Annotated in this window: 16 protein-coding genes; 10 read left to right on the forward strand and 6 right to left on the reverse strand. The window is 62.4% G+C overall.

Annotation, left to right across the window (positions count from 1 at the left end):
* The first annotated feature begins 31 nt into the window (after positions 1-31).
* The 4 genes from ASF66_RS18440 (at position 32) to ASF66_RS18455 (ending at position 6,203) form a co-directional block, all read left to right on the forward strand.
* Positions 32-2,101, forward strand: coding sequence for a M3 family metallopeptidase (locus ASF66_RS18440; protein WP_056844876.1), 2,070 nt, complete (start codon positions 32-34; stop codon positions 2,099-2,101).
* 253 nt (positions 2,102-2,354) lie between these two features.
* Complete coding sequence (locus tag ASF66_RS18445; RefSeq protein WP_056844877.1) at positions 2,355-3,092, forward strand: gluconate 2-dehydrogenase subunit 3 family protein; 738 nt, start codon at positions 2,355-2,357, stop codon at positions 3,090-3,092.
* A 1-nt stretch (position 3,093) separates the two neighbouring features.
* Positions 3,094-4,878 (forward strand): GMC family oxidoreductase, encoded by a 1,785-nt coding sequence (locus ASF66_RS18450; protein ID WP_049860497.1) that lies wholly within the window; start codon positions 3,094-3,096, stop codon positions 4,876-4,878.
* An 11-nt stretch (positions 4,879-4,889) separates the two neighbouring features.
* A complete protein-coding gene (locus ASF66_RS18455) occupies positions 4,890-6,203 on the forward strand; it encodes a c-type cytochrome (protein ID WP_056844878.1) in 1,314 nt (437 codons plus the stop codon).
* Positions 6,204-6,410: 207 nt separating this feature from the next.
* Here the strand turns inward: ASF66_RS18455 and ASF66_RS18460 are convergent, their stop codons facing one another.
* Positions 6,411-7,097: a FadR/GntR family transcriptional regulator gene (locus tag ASF66_RS18460; RefSeq protein WP_056844879.1), complete on the reverse strand. Its 687-nt coding sequence runs from the start codon at positions 7,095-7,097 to the stop codon at positions 6,411-6,413.
* A 266-nt stretch (positions 7,098-7,363) separates the two neighbouring features.
* On the opposite strand from ASF66_RS18460, the gene ASF66_RS18465 reads away from it, so the two are divergent.
* The 4 genes from ASF66_RS18465 (at position 7,364) to ASF66_RS18480 (ending at position 13,161) form a co-directional block, all read left to right on the forward strand.
* Positions 7,364-8,710 (forward strand): MFS transporter, encoded by a 1,347-nt coding sequence (locus tag ASF66_RS18465; RefSeq protein ID WP_376787072.1) that lies wholly within the window; start codon positions 7,364-7,366, stop codon positions 8,708-8,710.
* 75 nt (positions 8,711-8,785) lie between these two features.
* Positions 8,786-10,120: a glucarate dehydratase gene (gene gudD / locus ASF66_RS18470; protein ID WP_056844880.1), complete on the forward strand. Its 1,335-nt coding sequence runs from the start codon at positions 8,786-8,788 to the stop codon at positions 10,118-10,120.
* Between the two features lie 618 nt (positions 10,121-10,738).
* Positions 10,739-11,446, forward strand: a complete 708-nt coding sequence (locus ASF66_RS18475; protein ID WP_049860502.1) for a carbonic anhydrase — start codon at positions 10,739-10,741, stop codon at positions 11,444-11,446.
* A gap of 200 nt (positions 11,447-11,646) precedes the next feature.
* Positions 11,647-13,161 (forward strand): SulP family inorganic anion transporter, encoded by a 1,515-nt coding sequence (locus ASF66_RS18480; RefSeq protein ID WP_056844881.1) that lies wholly within the window; start codon positions 11,647-11,649, stop codon positions 13,159-13,161.
* 36 nt (positions 13,162-13,197) lie between these two features.
* Here ASF66_RS18480 and ASF66_RS18485 read toward each other — a convergent pair whose 3' ends face one another.
* A complete protein-coding gene (locus tag ASF66_RS18485) occupies positions 13,198-13,869 on the reverse strand; it encodes a hypothetical protein (protein WP_056844882.1) in 672 nt (223 codons plus the stop codon).
* Between the two features lie 172 nt (positions 13,870-14,041).
* Between ASF66_RS18485 and ASF66_RS18490 the strand changes: the two genes are divergently transcribed.
* Complete coding sequence (locus ASF66_RS18490) at positions 14,042-14,674, forward strand: SCO family protein (protein ID WP_056844883.1); 633 nt, start codon at positions 14,042-14,044, stop codon at positions 14,672-14,674.
* Positions 14,675-14,712: 38 nt separating this feature from the next.
* Here the strand turns inward: ASF66_RS18490 and ASF66_RS18495 are convergent, their stop codons facing one another.
* The 3 genes from ASF66_RS18495 to ASF66_RS18505 are packed head-to-tail and all read right to left on the reverse strand — an operon-like array spanning position 14,713 to position 17,203.
* On the reverse strand, positions 14,713-15,486 hold the full coding sequence (locus ASF66_RS18495; RefSeq protein WP_056844884.1) for a MetQ/NlpA family ABC transporter substrate-binding protein: 774 nt from the start codon (positions 15,484-15,486) through the stop codon (positions 14,713-14,715).
* Positions 15,487-15,524: 38 nt separating this feature from the next.
* A complete protein-coding gene (locus ASF66_RS18500; protein WP_049860507.1) occupies positions 15,525-16,196 on the reverse strand; it encodes a methionine ABC transporter permease in 672 nt (223 codons plus the stop codon).
* Complete coding sequence (locus ASF66_RS18505; RefSeq protein WP_056844885.1) at positions 16,196-17,203, reverse strand: methionine ABC transporter ATP-binding protein; 1,008 nt, start codon at positions 17,201-17,203, stop codon at positions 16,196-16,198. The genes ASF66_RS18500 and ASF66_RS18505 overlap by 1 nt, the downstream gene beginning before the upstream one ends.
* Positions 17,204-17,488: 285 nt before the next feature.
* On the opposite strand from ASF66_RS18505, the gene katE reads away from it, so the two are divergent.
* The gene (gene katE / locus ASF66_RS18510) at positions 17,489-19,627 is read left to right on the forward strand and encodes a catalase HPII (protein ID WP_056844886.1); all 2,139 of its coding nucleotides are present in this window, start codon (positions 17,489-17,491) and stop codon (positions 19,625-19,627) included.
* On the opposite strand, the gene ASF66_RS18515 is transcribed toward katE, so the two are convergent.
* Positions 19,624-20,331, reverse strand: coding sequence for a PA5502 family lipoprotein (locus ASF66_RS18515; protein ID WP_056844887.1), 708 nt, complete (start codon positions 20,329-20,331; stop codon positions 19,624-19,626). The genes katE and ASF66_RS18515 overlap by 4 nt on opposite strands.
* Between the last annotated feature and the right edge of the window lie 44 nt (positions 20,332-20,375).

The raw sequence follows: 20,375 nt of genomic DNA on the forward strand, positions 1-20,375 counted from the left end.
CGCCACTCAAGCGTCATTCAAGGAATCGAACATGAGCACCGCCTATCCGTCCGCACTCCCTGCCCTGCTGGCCGACAACCCCTTGCTGGGCAATCACGACATCGTCCCCTACCACTTGATCAAGGCCGAACATGTCGAGCCGGCCATCACCCATGTGATCGAGAGCAACTTGCGTCAGCTGGCGCAACTACTCCCCGAGCAGCTCGAATCACCCACGTGGGAAGGCTTGGTCAAGCCACTGGAAGACATGCATCAGCGCTTGCTGGCGGTGCTGCAACCCGAGCAGTTGCTCAGTCGCCATCACCATCTGGCGGTGATCGAGGCTTATGCGAAATGCCGCGAGCGGGTACAGGCCTATGAGTCGGCCATCAAACACAACCGCACGGTGCAGGCCGCCTTGCAACTGCTGCAGCAAAGCCCGCAGGCCCTCGAATTCGATTCGACCCAGCAGGCGGCATTGAATCACGCCCTGCGCGCCGCGCGATTGGCCGGGGTGGGCACTGCGCGTGCGACCCAGATGCGCATCGAACGCCTGCACATGGAGCTGGCGGGGTTGTACCAGACGTTCGCCGATAACCTGGACGCGGCCAGCCAGGCCTGGACCTTGGCCTTCGACGATGAAGCTGCACTGGCGGGTATCGCCCCCGCCGTACGTGCCAGCATGGCCCAGCGGGCACGCGAGGCTGGCCTTTCTGGTTGGCTACTGACCCTGGAACTGCCGCTGGTGCTGGCGGTGGCAAGCCAGGCTCACGACCGCTCGTTGCGCGAGCGGGTGTACAAGGCCTTCTACACCCAGGCCTCGGACCAGGGCCCGCGCGCTGGAGAGAATGACAACGGGCCGGTGCTGCAACGCATCCTCGCGGCCCGTGCCGAGTTGGCCGAAGCGAGTGGGTATCGCAGCTACGCCTCGCTGGCCCAAGCCACGCGCATGTTCGACGAAGCCGCCGACGTGGAGAAGCTGCTGCTGCAGCTGATCGACAAGGTTCGCCCCGCGGCGCAGGCCGAATTCGCCCCTGTGCAGGAACTGGCCGCGCTGTTCAATGTGCCAACGCTGGAGGCCTGGGACTGCAACTACTATCAGGAAAAATACCTGCAGATCCATCACGGTGTGACGGAACTCAAGGTCCGCGAATATTTCCCCATGCAGGCGGTGATGAACGGCATGCAACACCTGCTCGCCCAGTTGTTCGACGTGCAGTGGCACGAATGCCCCCCAGCACCACGCCAACCTGCCTCGGTACGCCTGTTCCGCCTCAGCGAAGGGGATCAGGTGCTTGGCTACATTTACCTGGACCTGCACACCCGGCCGAAGAAGCGCGCGGGTGCCTGGATGGAGGCTCTGCGTGACCGCCACCGCTTCGCCGACGGACGCCTGCAACTGCCGATTGCCCATGTGGGCTGTGATTTCGCTGCCCAGACGCCAGCGTTTCCCTGCCTTTTGAGCCTGGGCGATATCCAGACGTTCTTCCACGAGTTGGGCCATGCGTTGCACCACGTGCTGACCCGCATCGATCACGGCAGCGTGTCCGGCATCAAGGGCGTGGCCGAAGATGCGGTGGAACTGCCCAGCGGCGTGTTCGAACACTGGGCCATGCAGCCGGAAATCCTGCAATCGATGTCGCGGCATTATCTGACCGGTGAACGGATCGACAGCGCTTACGTTGAACAGGCGCTCGCGGCCAAGGCTCGCTTCCGTGCCCAGGCGCTGCTGTGGCAGCTCGAATACGCCCTGGTGGACTATCGCCTGCACAGCACGAGCAGTGGGCTTTCACCGCAGGAGATCGGCGAGCAGGTGCTTGAAAACACGCAAGTGGTACGTCATCCACCCTATGTGCGTTGGCTCAACACCTTCGCTCACGTATTCACTGCCGCGGACTACGCGGCCGGTTATTACAGTTATGTCTGGGCGCAGGTGCTCGCGGCCCACCTGTTCACTCGCTTCGAACGTGAAGGGCTGTTGGCGAGTCAGGCGGGTGAGGATTTCCAGCGTCTGATTCTGGCCTCCGGCGGAACGCGGCCATTCGCGGAGCTGGCGGCAAGCTTTGCCGGCAGCAAGCCGGGTATCGAGGCGTTACTGGCGGATCTGGGCATCAAGGCTTGACGGATTTGAACAATGACGTCCAGCCAGTCAGTGCATATTGAGGCTGAAACCGGTTTCATTTGGTGTCACAAATAGATACATTTGTCGGTTGAAGCGCCAGGGCGGCATTTTGCCGCGCCTGGCTTCGTGCCGAATGTGTCGCGTCTGCGCCTTCCACAAAGCATCACCCGCCTCTGGCCGCGTGGTGCAACGAACACGTACCGCTGAGCTGCGCATCGATAAAAACCGTATCGAACAGCTGATGAGAACCCTGATGTCCGAGCAAGAAAACAACCCGCGCCGGGATTTTCTGCGCAAAACACTGACCTTGATTCCGGTGGTGACCGTTGCCAGTAGCGGCCTGGGCCTCGGTGCCCTGACGGCCGATGCCCAGGCGGATACGCGGACCGCGCCGCCTAAGCCGGTGCCAACCGCCGATTATCAGCCGTCGTTTTTCACCGCTGAAGAGTGGGCTTTCGTACAGGCCGCGGTGGCTCGGCTGATTCCAGCGGATGACCTGGGCCCCGGTGCCCTGGAAGCCGGCGCAGCGGAATTCATCGATCGGCAGATGAACACCCCGTATGCCACGGGGGCATTGTGGTACATGCAAGGTCCGTTCGTGACCGATGCCCCGCCCCAGATGGGCTATCAATTGCAGCTGGTGCCCCAGCAGATCTACCGTCTGGGCATCGCCGCCACGGATGCCTGGTGCAAGGCTCAATCAGGCAAAGTGTTCACTGAGCAAGACAGCGCTACCCAAGACCTTGTTCTCAGCAAGATCGAGGCAGGAGAGTTGGTTTTCGACGAACTGCCCGCCACTGCCTTCTTCAGTCTGATCCTGCAGAACACCCGTGAAGGCTTCTTCTGTGACCCCGTGCACGGCGGCAACAAGGGCATGGTCGGCTGGACTCAGATCGGTTTTCCCGGCGCACGCGCCGACTTCATGGATTGGGTGGAACGCAACGAGCAATACCCCTTCCCGGCTGTATCGATTCGCGGCGAGAGGGCCTGACATGACAACGGTAATGAAGAAAGTCGACGCGGTCATCGTCGGGTTCGGCTGGACAGGCGCGATCATGGCCAAGGAACTCACCGAGGCAGGTCTCAACGTGGTAGCGCTGGAACGCGGCCCGATGCAGGACACCTACCCGGACGGCAGTTATCCACAGGTGATCGACGAGTTGACCTACAGCGTGCGCAAGAAGCTGTTTCAGGACATCTCCAAGGAAACCGTGACCATCCGCCACAGCGTCAACGACGTTGCACTGCCCAACCGCCAGTTGGGTGCGTTTCTGCCGGGCAAGGGTGTCGGCGGCGCCGGTCTGCATTGGTCGGGCGTGCACTTCCGTGTCGATCCCATGGAACTGCGCATGCGCAGCCACTACGAGGAGCGCTACGGCAAGCAGTTCATCCCCAAGGACATGACCATCCAGGACTTCGGTGTCAGCTATGAAGAGCTGGAACCGTTCTTCGATTTCGCCGAAAAAGTCTTCGGCACCTCGGGTCAGGCCTGGACGGTGAACGGCGTGCGGGTTGGCGAAGGCAAGGGTGGCAACCCCTATGCACCGGATCGTTCCAACCCGTTCCCGCTGGCCTCGCAGAAGAACACCGTTTCGGCGCAGCTGTTCCAGAAGGCCGCCGCCGAGGTCGGTTACAAGCCGTACAATCTGCCGTCGGCCAATACATCGGGGCCGTACACCAACCCCTATGGTGCGCAGATGGGCCCCTGCAACTTCTGCGGTTTCTGCAGCGGCTATGTCTGCTACATGTATTCCAAGGCGTCACCGAACGTGAACATCCTCCCGGCGTTGCGCCAGGTCGAAACCTTCGAGCTGCGCACCAACGCCCACGTCCTGCGGGTCAATCTGGACAGCACCAAGCGCAAGGCGACCGGCGTGACCTACGTCGATGCCCAGGGGCGTGAAGTCGAGCAGCCGGCGGACCTGGTGATTCTCGGTGCGTTCCAGTTCAACAACGTGCGCCTGATGCTGCTTTCCGGCATCGGCCAGCCCTACGATCCCAAGACCGGCGAAGGTGTGGTCGGCAAGAACTTCGCCTACCAGAACATGGCCACCATCAAGGCCTTCTTCGACAAGGACACCCACACCAACAACTTCATCGGCGCCGGTGGCAACGGTGTGGCGTTCGACGACTTCAATGCCGACAACTTCGACCACGGCCCCCATGGCTTCGTCGGCGGCTCGCCGATGTGGGTCAACCAGGCCGGCAGCCGACCCATCGCCGGCACGGCCAATCCACCGGGCACGCCAGCCTGGGGCAGCGCCTGGAAGAAGGCCACCGCCGACTACTACACCCATCAGGTGTCGATGGACGCCCACGGCGCCCATCAATCTTACCGCGGCAACTACCTGGATCTGGATCCGGTGTACCGCGATGCCTATGGCCTGCCGTTGCTGCGCATGACCTTCGACTGGCAGGAAAACGACATCAAGATGAACCGCTTCATGGTCGAGAAAATGAGCAAGGTCGCCCAGGCCATGAACCCCAAGACCATTGCCTTGCTGGGCAAGAAGGTCGGCGAGCATTTCAATACCGCCTCCTACCAGACCACCCACCTCAACGGTGGCGCGATCATGGGCACCGATCCCAAGACCAGTGCGATCAACCGCTACCTGCAGTGCTGGGACGTGCACAACGTGTTCGTTCCAGGCGCCTCGGCCTTTCCCCAGGGGTTGGGTTACAACCCCACCGGCCTGGTGGCGGCACTGACCTACTGGTCGGCACGGGCCATTCGCGAGCAGTACCTGAAGAACCCCGGCCCGCTGGTGCAGGCATAAGGAGCGCAGAGATGAACGTTATCCAGATCGCTGCGCTGACCCTGCTCGCCAGTCTGTTGACCAGTCTGCCGGTCAGGGCCGCGGAGTCCGACGACGCCCTGATCGAGCAGGGCCGCTACCTGGCCCGGGCCGGTGACTGCGTGGCCTGCCATACCGCCAAGGGCGGTGCGCCGTTCGCCGGCGGGTTGGGCATGGAGACGCCGATCGGCACGGTTTACTCGACCAACATCACGCCGCACAGCGACGGCATCGGCAACTACAGCTTCGAAGACTTCGACCAGGCCGTGCGCCACGGTATCGGCAAGAGCGGGAGCAGCCTGTATCCGGCCATGCCCTACCCGTCTTATGCACGGGTCAGCGACGCCGACATGCACGCCCTGTACGCCTACTTCATGAAGGGCGTGGCGCCGGTGGCCGAACCGAACAAGCCGACCGACATTCCCTGGCCACTGAGCATGCGCTGGCCGCTGGCGATCTGGCGCGGACTGTTCGCCCCTCCGGTCAGCGCCTATCAGCCGCCGCCGGGCTCCGATCCGGTGATCAGCCGCGGCGCCTACCTGGTCGAAGGGCTTGGGCACTGCGGCGCCTGCCATACCCCGCGAGCGATCACCATGCAGGAGAAGGCCCTGAGCGCCGGCGACAACGCCGACTTCCTGGCTGGCAGCGCACCGCTCGAAGGCTGGATCGCCAAGAGCCTGCGCGGCGATCACAAGGACGGTCTGGGCAGCTGGAGCGAAGAGCAACTGGTGCAGTTTCTCAAGACCGGCCGCAGCGATCGCAGTGCGGTGTTCGGCGGCATGAGCGATGTGGTCGAGCACAGCATGCAGTACATGACCCATGAAGACCTCACTGCCATCGCTCGATACCTGAAGACACTGCCGGCGGTGGACCGTGCCGACAAGCCCCATGAATACGACGCACGTGTGTCCGACGCACTGTGGAAGGGAGACGACAGCAAGGTCGGTGCCGGGGTGTACATCGACAACTGCGCGGCCTGTCATCGGACCGATGGCCAGGGCTACACCCGTGTGTTCCCGGCCTTGGCTGGCAACCCGGTGCTGCAGACCGAGGATGCCAGTTCGCTGATCCACATCGTGCTGGCAGGTGGCACGTTGCCGGCCACGCACACGGCGCCGTCCACCTTCACCATGCCCGGCTTCGCCTGGCGCCTGTCCGATCAGGAAGTGGCTGATGTGGTGAACTTCATCCGCACCAGCTGGGGCAATCAGGGCTCGACGGTGTCGGCCGACGACGTCAAGCAGATGCGCGGCGACGACATGAAGCACACCTCCGGCGATGACCTGGGGCAGTCCACCAGCCACTGATCATGGCTGGCGGCCCTTTCGCGGGCAGAGACCCACTCCCACAGGTTGTTCAAGAGTTCGCATACCTGTGGGAGCGGGTCTCTGCCCGCGAAGAGGCCCTCACTGACACCCTCCAGTAAAAAGACCCCCCTCAATCCCAGCCTTGTGGGAGCGGGTCTCTGCCCGCGAAAGGGCCCTCACTGACACCCCCCAGTAATAAGATCCCCCTCAATCCGCATTGAAACGATCACGGCTGTTGCTCAAATGCAGCCACATCGCCGCCCGCGCCGCATCGGCATCCTGCTTACGAATCGCCTGGTAGATCGCTTCATGTTCCAGGTTCGCCACCTGCCCCAGCTGGGACAGATCGGCATCGCCCTTCTCCAGCGCGTTGAGCCGAGTGCGCGGAATCATTGCATCGCCCAGGTGCTGCATGATGTCGGTGAAATACGTATTGCCCGTTGCCTCGGCGATCAGCAGGTGAAAGCGCTTGTCTTCCTCCACGCAGCTGTCGTTGTTGGCCAGCGAGCGCTGATAGTCGTCCAGCGCCTTGCGCATGCGTTGCAGTTGAGACTCGCTGCGGCGCTTGGCCGCCAGGGCGGCCGCCTGGGTCTCCAATCCCAGACGCAACTCGAGAATGCCGCGCACACTGAGCGCCGTGTCGACGTTCAAACGCAGGCCATGGGCCGGCTCGCGTTGCAACACGAACGTTCCCACCCCATGCCGGGTTTCCACCAGACCCGATGCCTGCAACCGCGACAAGGCTTCGCGCACCACGGTTCTGCTGACGCCGTGCTCGGCAACGATAGCGCCCTCCGACGGCAGCTTGGCGCCCGGCGCCAGGGTGCCCAGGCGGATCTGTTGGCTCAAGGCCTCGACCAGCCCATGGGCCAGGCTGTTTGGTCGCTTCGACATCGATGAGGCTCCCGGACGAAAAAACCGATCATACCTTGCGAGCATCTTCCGGGCGCTGCCGGGCCAGCCACAGGATGACGCCGACCGTTCAACAACAGCATCGACAACGCTGAAAAAGATGTATGACAACGACGAATGGCAGATTGGTTGGCCCTGCATACGTTGAGTTCAACGAATATCTAGTTGTATGATGTCTGCCGACCGAGCACGCAGCTGCCGATCGACACAGAAACTACCCGCATAAAAACAATCAGTGGGAGATTTGAATTGTGAGCAATTCAAACGTTGCAACCGGCGATGCCGTCCTGGCCCGCGCCGTCTCGAAAGTGAAGAGTCACGTACTCCCGCTGTTCGTCATCATGTTCATCGTCAACTACATCGATCGGGTCAACATCGGCTTCGTGCGCACGCACCTGGAGCATGACCTGGGCATCGGCGCGGCGGCCTATGGCTTCGGTGCCGGGCTGTTCTTCATCGGCTATGCACTGTTCGAAGTGCCGTCCAACATGCTGTTGCAGAAAGTCGGCGCACGGGTCTGGCTGACGCGGATCATGTTCACCTGGGGCATCGTCGCCACGATGATGGCGTTCATTCAGAACGAAACCCACTTCTACATCCTGCGCTTCCTGCTGGGGATCGCCGAAGCCGGCTTCTTCCCTGGCGTGATCTACTACTTCACCCGCTGGTTGCCTGGCGTCGAGCGTGGCAAGGCGATTGCCATCTTCCTCAGCGGCTCGGCCTTGGCCTCGCTGATTTCCGGACCCCTGGCCGGTGCGCTGTTGCAGATCGAAGGCTTGGGGATGCACGGCTGGCAGTGGATGTTCCTGATCGAAGGCCTGGCTTCGGTGCTGCTGTGCTTCTTCGTCTGGTTCTGGCTGGATTCCAAGGTCCACGACGCCAAATGGCTGACCCTGGAGGAGAAAGATGCGCTGGTGGGCGAGATCGATCGCGAACAGCGCGAACGCGATGCCATGCACACCGTCAAGCCGACCTTGGGCACGCTGCTCAAGGATCGCCAAATCCTGCTGTTCTGCCTGATCTACTTCTGCATCCAGCTGACCATCTATGCCGCCACCTTCTGGCTGCCCAGCATCATCAAGAAAATGGGCGGTCTGGATGACCTGCAGGTGGGCTTCCTCAATTCGATACCCTGGCTGATCTCGATCATCGCGATGTACGCGTTTGCCGCGCTGTCGGGCAAGTTCAAGTTCCAGCAGGCCTGGGTGGCCACAGCGCTGCTGATCGCCGCCGCCGGCATGTTCCTTTCCACCACGGGCGGCCCGGTGTTTGCCTTCGTGGCCGTGTGCTTCGCCGCCATCGGCTTCAAGTCGGCATCCTCGCTGTTCTGGCCCATTCCCCAGGCCTACCTGGATGCGCGCATTGCCGCGGCGGTGATCGCACTGGTGAACTCGGTGGGTAACCTGGGCGGCTTCGTCGCGCCGGCCACCTTCGGTTTCCTGGAGCAGAGCACCGGCTCGATCCAGGGCGGGCTGTACGGCCTGGCCGCGACATCGGTGCTGGCCGCGATCGTGGTGTTCTTCGCCCGTACGCAGCCCAAGCCCGGCAAACCCGTGAGCGGCATTGCCGAACCCGTGCAGGCGCGACCGCTCTGACGAGCGCGATCCCCCGCACCGTTTTCGCCAGGCCCCTGCGGCGCCTGGCGTGGATTCAATGACAAGGAAAACCACATGACCACGCACAACGCCCCCATCGTCACCAGCCTGCAAGTCATTCCGGTTGCCGGGCACGACAGCATGCTGCTCAACCTCAGCGGTGCCCACGGCCCGTTCTTCACCCGCAACATCGTGATTCTCAAGGACAGCGCCGGCAACACCGGGGTTGGCGAGGTGCCCGGGGGCGAGCGCATTCGCGAGACCCTGGAAGACGCCCGCAGCCTGGTGGTGGGGCAGCCCATCGGCCAGTACCAGCAGATCCTCAACCGCATGCGCACCACCTTTGCGGCTCGCGACAGTGCGGGCCGTGGTCTGCAGACGTTCGACCTGCGCATCACCATCCATGCCGTGACGGCCATGGAGGCCGCCCTGCTCGACCTGCTCGGGCAGTTTCTGGAGGTGCCGGTGGCAGCGCTGCTCGGTGAAGGCCAACAGCGCGATGCGGTGAAGATGCTCGGCTACCTGTTCTATGTGGGCGATCGTGGCCAGACCGACCTGGCCTACCGCAGCGAGCCGGACGCCGCTGATGACTGGAGCCGCCTGCGTCATGAAAAGGCAATGACCCCCGAGGCGGTGGTGCGGTTGGCCGAAGCGGCCAAGGCCAAGTACGGCTTCAACGACTTCAAGCTCAAGGGCGGCGTGCTGCGCGGTGCCGAGGAAATCGAGGCGGTGACGGCGCTGGCCGAGCGCTTCCCCGACGCGCGCATCACCCTGGACCCCAACGGTGCCTGGTCACTGAAAGAAGCGATCACCCTGTGCCGTGATCAGCACCATGTGCTGGCCTACGCCGAAGACCCCTGTGGTGCGGAAAACGGCTATTCGGGACGTGAAGTCATGGCCGAATTCCGCCGTGCCACGGGCCTGCCCACCGCCACCAACATGATTGCCACTGACTGGCGCGAGATGGGTCACGCCATTCAATTGCAGTCGGTAGACATCCCGCTGGCCGACCCGCATTTCTGGACCATGCAGGGGTCGGTGCGGGTGGCGCAGATGTGCAACGACTGGGGGCTGACCTGGGGCTCGCACTCCAACAACCATTTCGATATTTCGCTGGCGATGTTCACCCAGGTGGCCGCTGCGGCACCGGGCGAGATCACCGCGATCGACACGCACTGGATCTGGCAGGACGGCCAGCGCCTGACCAAGGAGCCATTGCAGATCATCGATGGCTTCGTCAAAGTGCCCGCCAAGCCGGGCCTGGGCGTGGACATCGACATGGACGAAGTGGCCAAGGCCCACGAGCTGTACAAGACCAAGGGCCTGGGCGCGCGGGATGACGGCATTGCCATGCAATACCTGATTTCAGACTGGAAATTCGATAACAAGCGCCCCTGCCTGGTGCGCTAAGCCACGTATCGCCCCTGTGGGAGCGGGTCTCTGCCCGCGAAACGGAGCATGCGGTGGCTCAGGCAGACCGTGGCGGCTGCTTCGCGGGCAGAGCCCGCTCCCACAGTTCTGCTGCCGCTATGCAGAACTTGAACCTTATCTCGAGTTGGCAATTCGACAACAAGCGCCCCTGCCTGGTGCGCTAAGCCACGTATCGACCCTGTGTGAGCGGGTCTCTGCCCGCGAAACGAAGCACGCGGTGGCTCAGGCAGACCGTGGCGGCTGCTTCGCGGGCAGAGCCCGCTCCCACAGTTCTGCTGCCGCCATGCAGACGACTTGAATCTTATGTAGCCGCGGCGCAAGCCGCGTCGGCGGTTTAAGCGGTGCATTTGGGAGAACGCGGTGAAGCCGGACGCCACTCGCGCCGCTGTTACAGGGACGCCGTCCATCGTCTCGACAATCCCCATCCCCGCACAATAGAGCGCTCGATTCAGGTTCAGTTAAGTTTTCACCGGTAACGTTAGTGACAAATGACTCACAAGTCATAATCCTATGTAAATCGTCTCGTCCAGCCGTGAGCTGTGGGAATTTTTACCCGGTAAACTGGGAACCATCTCAAATCCAGCAAGAGGATGAATCATGAGCGACAAGGATCCTACACCGAGCCATGCCGATACGGCTGAAGCCTCCCTGAAACAGATCGTCGACGGCTTCCTGCATTTCCATCATGACGTCTTCCCCCAGCAACAAGAGTTGTTCAAGAAGCTTGCCACCGCGCAAGCACCGCGGGCCATGTTCATCACCTGCGCCGACTCGCGCATCGTTCCCGAACTCATCACCCAAAGCTCTCCCGGAGACCTGTTCGTGACCCGTAACGTCGGCAACGTCGTGCCGCCTTATGGCCAGATGAACGGCGGCGTTTCCACCGCTCTGGAATACGCCATCCTGGCCTTGGGCGTGCAGCACGTCATCGTCTGCGGCCACTCCGACTGCGGCGCCATGCGGGCCGTACTCAACCCCGCTTCGCTGGAAAAGATGCCAACCGTCAAGGCCTGGCTGCGCCACTCGGAAGTGGCCCGCACTGTGGTCGAAGACAACTGCAACTGCGCCAACGAAGCCGAAAGCATGAAAGTGCTGACCGAAGAAAACGTCATCTCCCAGTTGCAACACCTGCGCACCCACCCATCGGTGGCGTCGCGTATGGCCAGCGGCCAGTTGTTCATCCATGGCTGGATCTACAACATCGAAACGAGCGAAATCAAGGCCTACGACGCCGAGCAGGACTGCTTCCGTCCGCTCGACAGAACGACCACGACGCCTAGCGCCACGCCCAAGGGCCGCTTCTAGGTCGCCGTGGCGTCCGTTTGACAGGGCCTGCCTGGCCATCATCTGTCGACAGCACACCTCAACGATTGCTTGCCGAATCCACCTGTAACCGCCGCGCCGGTTGGGCTACAGGGGATTGGGCAGGCACGCTGCTGCCTGTCGAAAAGAGTGGCCCGGCTCGCTTGAATGCTTGCAGGAGATTGAACGTGAATATTGCACACATGAAAGCGGTGCTACCGCGCGAGTTGCTCGCCTCGGTCGTGGTATTTCTGGTCGCGCTGCCGTTGTGCATGGGTATTGCCATCGCCTCGGGAATGCCGCCCTCCAAAGGCCTGATCACCGGCATCATCGGCGGTATCGTGGTCGGCTTCCTGGCCGGCTCGCCATTGCAGGTCAGTGGTCCGGCCGCCGGCCTGGCCGTGCTGGTCTTCGAACTGGTTCGTCAGCACGGCATGGCCATGCTCGGCCCCATCCTGCTGCTGGCTGGTCTGCTGCAACTGTTGGCCGGGCGTTTCAAGCTCGGTTGCTGGTTCCGCGTCACGGCGCCGGCGGTGGTCTACGGCATGCTGGCCGGTATCGGCGTGCTGATCGTTCTGTCCCAGGTCCACGTCATGCTCGACCGGGCGCCGCAGCCCTCGGGTCTGAGCAACCTGATCGAATTCCCTGCGGTCGTCGGCCAGGCCATTCCCAGCATCGGTGGCGGGTTGGGCTGGCAAGCCGGGTTGTTGGGCCTGCTGACCATCGCCGTCATGTACGCCTGGGAAAAGCTGCGCCCGCAAAAGTTGCGCTTCGTTCCCGGCGCGCTGCTGGGCGTGGGGCTGGCCACCGGGCTGAGCCTGTTCTTCGCCATGCCGGTCAAGCGTGTCGAAGTGCCGGCGAACCTGGCTGAAGCCATCGACTGGCTGCGCCCCGCCGACCTGCTCAACCTGGCCGATCCGGCCCTGTTGATCGCCGCCATTGCCGTGGCCTTCATTGCCAGTGCCGAGACGTTGCTGTCAGCGGCGGCGGTGGATCGCATGCACAATGGCCAGCGTTCGGATTTCGATCGCGAACTGTCGGCGCAAGGTGTGGGCAACATGCTGTGCGGCATCCTCGGTGCGCTGCCGATGACCGGTGTGATCGTACGCAGCTCGGCCAACGTCCAGGCCGGTGCACAGACCCGTCTGTCGGCGATCCTGCACGGTGTCTGGCTGCTTGGTTTCGTCGTCCTGCTGTCCAGCCTGTTGCAGAGCATCCCGGTGGCCAGCCTCGCGGGCGTACTGGTCTTCACCGGCGTCAAGCTGGTCGACTTCAAAGCCTTCAAGGGCCTGGGTCGCTACGGTCGCATGCCGATGTTCACCTACGCGGCCACGGCACTGGCGATCGTCTTCACCGACCTGCTGACCGGTGTGCTGTTGGGCTTCGCCCTGACCCTGCTGAAGCTGGCCTTCAAGGCGGCGCGCCTGAAGATCACCCTGGTCGACCAGGCCCCTGGTGAGGTGGAGCTGCGCATGGTGGGCTCGGCAACCTTTCTCAAGGTCCCGGCGCTGACCAAGGCATTGGCCAGCATTCCGGAAGGCACGACCGTCCATGTGCCGCTTGCCGGCCTGACCTACATCGACCACTCCTGCCTGGAACTGCTGGAAGACTGGGGCCGCGCGAATCAAAGCAAGGGCTCGCGGATGATCATCGAAAGCCGCGGCCTCAAGCGGCGCATCGAAGGTCAGCTGCGGACCAGCGCAGGCTTCGGCAGCTGATCCGGCAATCGGGAAGCGCTTTGCAGGCCTTGGCGACTAGTGCTCGCCAGGTCCTGTCGCAGCCTGCGAGGTTGCATTCAAGTCCAGGCCGATCCCCAGGCGCCGTGACATGCACGGCCACTGTTTCCATGCTGCCCCGGTCTCGGGGCTGACCAGCTTGTCGCGGTAGGCTTGCACCGACGGCAGCTCGAAGCTTTCATCGCACAGCATCTGGTCCACCGAATGGTGCACGACCTCGTCCAACTCGTTGGCGAAGGTTTCACCGATCAACTGGTGGGCGATCAGGTTGGCCACGGTCATGTCCAGCGGTATCAGCGGCTGGCCGAGGTGACGGATGTACAGATCGTTGATTTCCTCTACCAGACGATGAGCCAGGTAGGCTTCATCGAGCAGGCCATCCATCCCTGGATGGTCCGCGAGAATGCCAGGCGGTTGCAGGAAGTATTCTTCGGCGATCTTCAGCACCGGTCCGATCTGTGATTGGATACCTGCCTTGATCGCCACTTCGCTGGCGGCGTCGAGCAGTTGCGGGACTTCATCGATGTAGGCGCTGACGAAGCGCCACAGGGCGGTATCGTTGCCTTCAGCGATGTCGATGGACGGATGCAGCTGCGGCAGCTGTTTTTCCAGGCGTTGCTGCAGCTGGCCGGAAGCGGCCTCGTGTTCGGTGGCACGTTGGATCTGCTCGCGCAATGCGGCGGTGTTCATGAAGGCTCCAGGCGGGTGTCACGAAAGTGAAGTGGGAACGATAGCTGGCCCATCGGGAAGGCTAAGACGCATTTGTCATAGTCGGGACACATTTCATAACGACGCGAACCACTACCCTCCTCATGGCTCGCCTGATAACGTCGCCCCTCTTACGTGCATTGACCCCAGACTCATGACAAAAGCGCAGAAAATCGTCTTCATCGTTGCCGGTGCCCTTGCCTTGCTGATCGGATTGAGCGTTCACCACCTGCTCACCCGGCAGAGCCAACCCAACCGCGCCGCACTGGTCGATGCAGGGATCATCCTGTTGGCCCAGAGTCGCGCGATGCCTGCGCTGCAGATGACCGACCAGGACGGCGCGGCCGTCCACGTCGACCAGCTCAGGGGCAAGTGGTCGCTGCTGTTCTTCGGCTACACGTTCTGCCCGGATATCTGCCCGACCACCCTGGCCAACCTGCGCGACGTGCAGCAACAGCTGCCCAACGCCACGCGCGAGCGCTTGCAGGTGGTGCTGATCAGTGTCGACCCGCACCGCGACACCCCCGAGCGCCTCAAGCAGTACCTGGGTTATTTCAAGGCAGGCTTCGAAGGGTGGGTCGCGCCGGTCGAAACCCTGCAGACGCTGGCCAGCGCCATCAGCATTCCGTTCATCCCCGCCGACACGCGCAAGCCCAATTACCTGGTGGAGCACAGCGCCAATCTGGCGTTGATCGGGCCGGATGGGCGCCAGCGGGGGTTCATTCGCGGGCCGATCGACAATGCGAAGATGATCGCCCAGCTTCCGGGGCTGGTCGCGGGCGATTGAGAGATGTAGGTCGAGCTTACACTCGACCTGTCACGGGCTTAAAAAGCGGGAAGCACCGCGCCCTTGTATTTCTCGGTGATGAACTGCTTGAGCTCGGGGCTGTGCAGCGCGGCGGCCAGTTTCTGCATGGCCGGCGAGTCCTTGTTGTCCGGGCGCGCCACCAGAATGTTCACGTATGGAGAGTCGTTGCCTTCGATGAACAGCGCATCCTTGGACGGATCCAGCTTGGCTTCCAGAGCGTAGTTGGTGTTGATCAGCGCCAGGTCGACCTGCGTCAGTACGCGCGGGATGGTCGCCGCTTCCAGCTCACGGATCTTCAAGCCCTTGGGGTTCTCGACGATGTCCTTGGTGGTGGCCAGGATGTTGCTCTGGTCCTTGAGGCGAATCAGGCCGTATTTCTGCAGCAGCAACAGGGCACGACCGCCGTTGGTGGCGTCGTTGGGCACCACCACGTTGGCGCCGTTACCCAGCTCGTCGAGCTGCTTGATCTTGCTCGAATAGGCGCCCAGGGGCTCCAGGTGAACGCCGGTCACGGCGACCAGATCGGTACCCTTGCCCTTGTTGAACTCATCCAGATACGGCTGGTGCTGGAAGAAATTGGCGTCCATGTTCTTCTGCGCGACCTGGACGTTGGGCTGGATGTAGTCGGTGAACACCTTGATGTTGAGGTCCACGCCCTGCTCGGCCAGTTGCGGCTTCACGAATTCCAGAATCTCGGCATGGGGCACGGCGGTGGCCGCCACGTTCAGGCTTTCGTTGGCCTGGGCGGACAGTGCAGCGACGGCGGCCATGGCGGCCAGTAGTCTTTTCATCTTCGATTTCCTTTTCGGCCCGTGGGCCAGACCTACGATTATTTGCGAGAGAAATGCACGACCAGGCGGTCGCCCAGCATCTGCAGCAGTTGGACCATCAGAATCAGTATGATCACCGTGACGTACATCACGTTGTCCTGAAAACGCTGGTAGCCGTAGCGAATCGCCAGGTCACCCAGCCCCCCGGCGCCGACTACGCCAGCCATGGCGGTGTACGACACCAGCGTGATGGTCGTCACGGTGATGGCCGCGATGATCCCCGGCAGGGCCTCGGGCACCAGCGCCCGGGTGATGATCTGCCGCGTCGTGGCGCCCATGGCCTGGGTTGCCTCGATGATGCCGCGGTCGACTTCGCGCAGGGCGGTTTCCACCAGCCGCGCGAAGAACGGCACGGTGCCGATGACTAACGGCGGAATCGCTCCGGCCACGCCCAGCGACGTCCCCACCAGCACCACGGTGGTGGGGATGAGCAGAATGATCAGGATGATGAACGGCAGCGAGCGGACCACGTTGACGATGAACGACAGCACCGCATAGAGCCTGGGCTTTTCGAACATCTGCCGTGGGCTGGTGAGGAACAGCAAAACACCCAGCGGCAGGCCCAGCAGGATGGTGAACAGCAGCGACGCACCGAGCATTACCAGCGTGTCGAGAGTGGCCTGCCAGATTTCGCTCCAGTCGACGCTGGCGAAGAAGTTGATCAGGTCCATCAGCGCAGCACCTCCATGTGAACGTCGGCAGCGGTGAAGCGGGCGAATGCCGCGTCCATGTCGCCGCCGGTGATTGCCAGGGTCAACTGGCCATAGGGGGTGTCCTTGATGCGGTCGATGCGGCCGGCCAGGATGCTGTAGTCGACGCCGGTCTCGCGCGCCACGGTGCCCAGCAGCGGCGCGTAGGTGGCCTCGCCCTGGAAGGTCAGGCGCACGATGCGGCCCGCCACATGGGCGAAGTCGCTGCGCTGCTCGTTCTCGTCGACCTGCTCGTCTTCCTGAACGAAACGACGGGTGGTCGGATGCTGTGGGTGCAGGAATACGTCGGCCACAGGGCCTTGTTCGACGATGCGTCCGGCGTCCATCACCGCAACCTGATCGCAGACCCGACGGATCACGTCCATTTCATGGGTGATGAGCACGATGGTCAGTTGCAGTTCGCGGTTGATCTCGGCCAGCAGTTGCAGGACCGAAGCCGTGGTCTGCGGATCCAGGGCGCTGGTGGCCTCGTCGCAGAGCAGGATCTTGGGGTTGGTCGACAGCGCGCGGGCGATGCCGACACGCTGCTTCTGACCACCGGACAGCTGTGCCGGGTACTTGCGCGCATGGTCGGACAAGCCGACGCGCTCGAGCAACTGGGCCACGCGCTGGTCGATTTCCTTGCGCGACAGGCGCCCGGCCAGGTTCAGCGGCATCGCCACGTTATCGGCGACGGTCTTGGAGGCCAGCAGGTTGAAATGCTGGAAAATCATGCCGACCTGTTGCCGAAAACCCCGCAGGCCGTCGGCATCGAGCGCGGTGACGTCTTCACCGTCGACGATGATCGTGCCACCGCTGGGGTTTTCCAGGCGGTTGATCAGGCGCAGCAGTGTGCTTTTGCCCGCGCCGGAGTGGCCGATGAGGCCGAACACCTGGCCTGCCGGCACCGTGAATCGGGTGGGATGCAGCGCGGGAATTTCCCTACCGGCCACGCGGTAGGTCTTGTGGACATCTTGGAACTCGATCACGTAGCGAACCTTGTGGGGCGCATGAATGGGGTAGCAGCTGATAGCCGGGCGCGCATTTTAGCCCAGGCGTCCAGTCGTATTTAGCATTTATTTTCGCCGCAACCTGCGATTTGGCAATAACGCGACTAAAGGTCGGCTTGGCGACCGTTCGTGAAAAAAAAGGAACGCCCCTGCAATTTGTCAGGTCACTTGCTGAGTATTCCTGACCCATACCTGCCGTGATCAGGTGAGGGTACTTATCAAAGTCCGTCCACGGACTGCCGTGAACCAAGGAGTTAAGGCCCGATGAGCAACAAGACCCCCCCTGCCGGCAAGAGCGAAGCGGCTGGCACCGACACCCTGGATCGTCAGAACACCAACGCCAAACTGGAATCGCTCGAGCAGTTCCGTGCCGATGGCACCGGACAAGCCCTGCGCACCAACCATGGCGTGAAGATCAGCGATAACCAGAACACCCTCAAGGCCGGCGCACGCGGCCCGTCCTTGCTCGAAGACTTCATCATGCGTGAGAAGATCACGCACTTCGACCACGAACGCATCCCGGAGCGTATCGTCCACGCCCGCGGTACTGCCGCCCATGGCTTCTTCGAGACCTACGAAGACCATTCGGCCCTGACCAAGGCCGGCTTCCTGCGCGACCCGTCGAAGAAGACTCCGGTCTTCGTCCGCTTCTCGACCGTGCAGGGCCCACGCGGCTCGGGTGACACCGTGCGCGACGTGCGTGGTTTTGCCGTCAAGCTCTACACCGATGAAGGCAACTTCGACCTGGTCGGCAACAACATGCCGATCTTCTTCATCCAGGACGCGATCAAGTTCCCCGACTTCGTCCACGCGGTGAAGCCTGAGCCGCACAACGAGATCCCTACCGGCGGCTCTGCCCACGACACCTTCTGGGACTTCGTCTCGCTGGTGCCCGAGTCGGCGCACATGGTGCTGTGGACCATGTCCGACCGTGCGATCCCGAAAAGCCTGCGCACCATGCAGGGCTTCGGCATCCACACCTTCCGCTTCGTCAACGGCGAAGGCAAGGGCACGTTCGTCAAGTTCCACTGGAAGCCCAAGTTCGGCACCTGCTCGCTGGTGTGGGACGAAGCGCAGAAACTGGCCGGCAAGGACACCGATTTCCACCGCCGTGACCTGTGGGAATCCATCGAGATGGGTGACTACCCGGAATGGGAACTGGGCGTGCAGATCGTGCCGGAAGAAGACGAGCACAAGTTCGAATTCGACCTGCTCGACCCGACCAAGATCATTCCCGAAGAGCTGGTCCCGGTCACTCCACTGGGCCGCATGGTCCTGGACCGCAACCCGGACAACTACTTCGCCGAAACCGAACAGGTTGCCTTCTGCCCGGGCCACATCGTTCCAGGAATCGACTTCAGCAACGACCCGCTGCTGCAGGGCCGTCTGTTCTCCTACACCGATACCCAGATCAGCCGCCTCGGTGGGCCGAACTTCCACGAGATCCCGATCAACCGTCCGATCGCGCCGAACCACAATGGTCAGCGTGACGCCCAGCATCGCACCCGCATCGACAAGGGCCGTGCTTCCTATGAGCCGAACTCCATCGACGGTGGCTGGCCAAAGGAAACTCCATCGGCACCGATCGATGGCGGCTTCGAGACCTATCCCGAGCGTGTCGACGCACACAAGGTCCGCGAGCGCAGCGAATCGTTCTCCGACCACTTCTCGCAAGCCACGTTGTTCTTCAACAGCATGAGCCATGCCGAGAAAGAGCACATCATCGCGGCCTACAGCTTCGAATTGGGCAAGGTCGAGCGCGAGTACATTCGTGCCCGTCAGGTCAACGAAATCCTGGCCAACATCGATCTGGAACTGGCTTCGCGTGTCGCAGCCAATCTGGGTCTGCCAGCGCCAACCAAGGGCACCGTGTCGGTCAAGCCTTCTTCGCTGAAGGAATCGCCTGCACTGAGCCAGATGAACCTGCTATCGGGTGATATCAAGAGCCGCAAGGTGGCGATCCTGGTGGCCAACGGTGTGGATGGCAAAGCGGTCGCTGCCCTGCAGAAGGCGCTCAAGGCCGAAGGCGCACACGCTAAGGTTCTGGGCCCTACCAGCGCACCGGTCAAGACTGCCGACGGCCAGACATTGGCAGTCGACGCTTCCCAGGAAGGTCTGCCGTCGGTGGCTTTCGACGCAGTGTGGGTGCCAGGTGGCGCGGATTCGATCAAGGCACTGAGCGCCGATGGCGTGGCCTTGCACTACTTGCTCGAAGCCTATAAGCACCTCAAGGCAATCGGTGTCAGCAAGGATGGCAAGGCGCTGCTCGAAGCGCTGCGCCTGCAGGAAGATGCCGGTCTGCTGGTGGGCGACGATGACAGCACCATCAAGGCGTTCATCGCTGCGATCGCCAAGCATCGCGTGTGGGATCGTGAACCTGCCGCTAAAGCCATTCCGGCTTAACGGCGCGGTATAAGCACCACTTGGGTCGGTTGTCCGTGCACCACACGGCGACCGACCTTCAGTTGCATTTCTGGCAACTGTTCGCTGACGCGCTGCTTGAGCAGCGCTTCCAGCCGGCGATATTCGCCTGGTTGGGCCACCTGAATGATCACATCACATTGGTAATGAACGACGTCAGTCGCGATGTCGCGCATCTGTGCGCGCAACTGAGGTGCGCTGTGCATCTTCAAAGGCACTGCTGAAACACTGGCGTTCGGATCCAGCACCAAGGCCTTCGGCCGCGCTTCGGCCGCTTTCAGGGCCGCTTCGGCTTTTTCCAGCTCGGCCTTGCGCGCCTGGGCGATCGCGCCATTGACGCCACCGATGAGGGCCGGTGCCTGGGGCATCAATACGCGAGCACGGCCCAGCGCGGTAGCCGCCGCATTGACGTCACCCTTCTGCAGCATCACCTGGCTGCGCTGCAGATAGGCTTCGGCCAACTGCCGCTGCGCCTCGTTGACGCGCGGATCCTGCGGAGCCTGGGCCTGCAGCTTGATCAGCTGATCTTCAGCCGTGGCCAGCTCGCTGCTGGCGATATTGGTTTCCAGCTGTTGCCAGGCATCAGGACCTGCGTCAGCGGCGGGGTCGCGCGACGAAGTCTGGCAAGCGGTCAACAGCAGGGAAAGTGTGGCAAGTAGCAGATAACGGGAGGCGAACGGCTTCATTGCTGCGACTCTCTATTTGCCCAAAAAACGGCCAAGTCTACACC

Source organism: Pseudomonas sp. Leaf129 (genome assembly GCF_001423465.1).
Lineage (GTDB): Bacteria > Pseudomonadota > Gammaproteobacteria > Pseudomonadales > Pseudomonadaceae > Aquipseudomonas > Aquipseudomonas coleopterorum.

What these genes read in the sequence shown, in the direction of transcription:
- ASF66_RS18490 (WP_056844883.1), top strand. Translation starts at nt 14,042, where the DNA reads ATGACAAAAGCGCAGAAAATCGTCTTCATCGTTGCCGGTGCCCTTGCC.
- ASF66_RS18485 (WP_056844882.1), bottom strand. Translation starts at nt 13,869, where the DNA reads ATGAACACCGCCGCATTGCGCGAGCAGATCCAACGTGCCACCGAACAC.
- ASF66_RS18460 (WP_056844879.1), bottom strand. Translation starts at nt 7,097, where the DNA reads ATGTCGAAGCGACCAAACAGCCTGGCCCATGGGCTGGTCGAGGCCTTG.
- ASF66_RS18515 (WP_056844887.1), bottom strand. Translation starts at nt 20,331, where the DNA reads ATGAAGCCGTTCGCCTCCCGTTATCTGCTACTTGCCACACTTTCCCTG.
- ASF66_RS18440 (WP_056844876.1), top strand. Translation starts at nt 32, where the DNA reads ATGAGCACCGCCTATCCGTCCGCACTCCCTGCCCTGCTGGCCGACAAC.
- ASF66_RS18450 (WP_049860497.1), top strand. Translation starts at nt 3,094, where the DNA reads ATGACAACGGTAATGAAGAAAGTCGACGCGGTCATCGTCGGGTTCGGC.
- ASF66_RS18480 (WP_056844881.1), top strand. Translation starts at nt 11,647, where the DNA reads ATGAAAGCGGTGCTACCGCGCGAGTTGCTCGCCTCGGTCGTGGTATTT.
- ASF66_RS18455 (WP_056844878.1), top strand. Translation starts at nt 4,890, where the DNA reads ATGAACGTTATCCAGATCGCTGCGCTGACCCTGCTCGCCAGTCTGTTG.
- ASF66_RS18475 (WP_049860502.1), top strand. Translation starts at nt 10,739, where the DNA reads ATGAGCGACAAGGATCCTACACCGAGCCATGCCGATACGGCTGAAGCC.
- katE (WP_056844886.1), top strand. Translation starts at nt 17,489, where the DNA reads ATGAGCAACAAGACCCCCCCTGCCGGCAAGAGCGAAGCGGCTGGCACC.
- ASF66_RS18495 (WP_056844884.1), bottom strand. Translation starts at nt 15,486, where the DNA reads ATGAAAAGACTACTGGCCGCCATGGCCGCCGTCGCTGCACTGTCCGCC.
- ASF66_RS18445 (WP_056844877.1), top strand. Translation starts at nt 2,355, where the DNA reads ATGTCCGAGCAAGAAAACAACCCGCGCCGGGATTTTCTGCGCAAAACA.
- ASF66_RS18500 (WP_049860507.1), bottom strand. Translation starts at nt 16,196, where the DNA reads ATGGACCTGATCAACTTCTTCGCCAGCGTCGACTGGAGCGAAATCTGG.
- gudD (WP_056844880.1), top strand. Translation starts at nt 8,786, where the DNA reads ATGACCACGCACAACGCCCCCATCGTCACCAGCCTGCAAGTCATTCCG.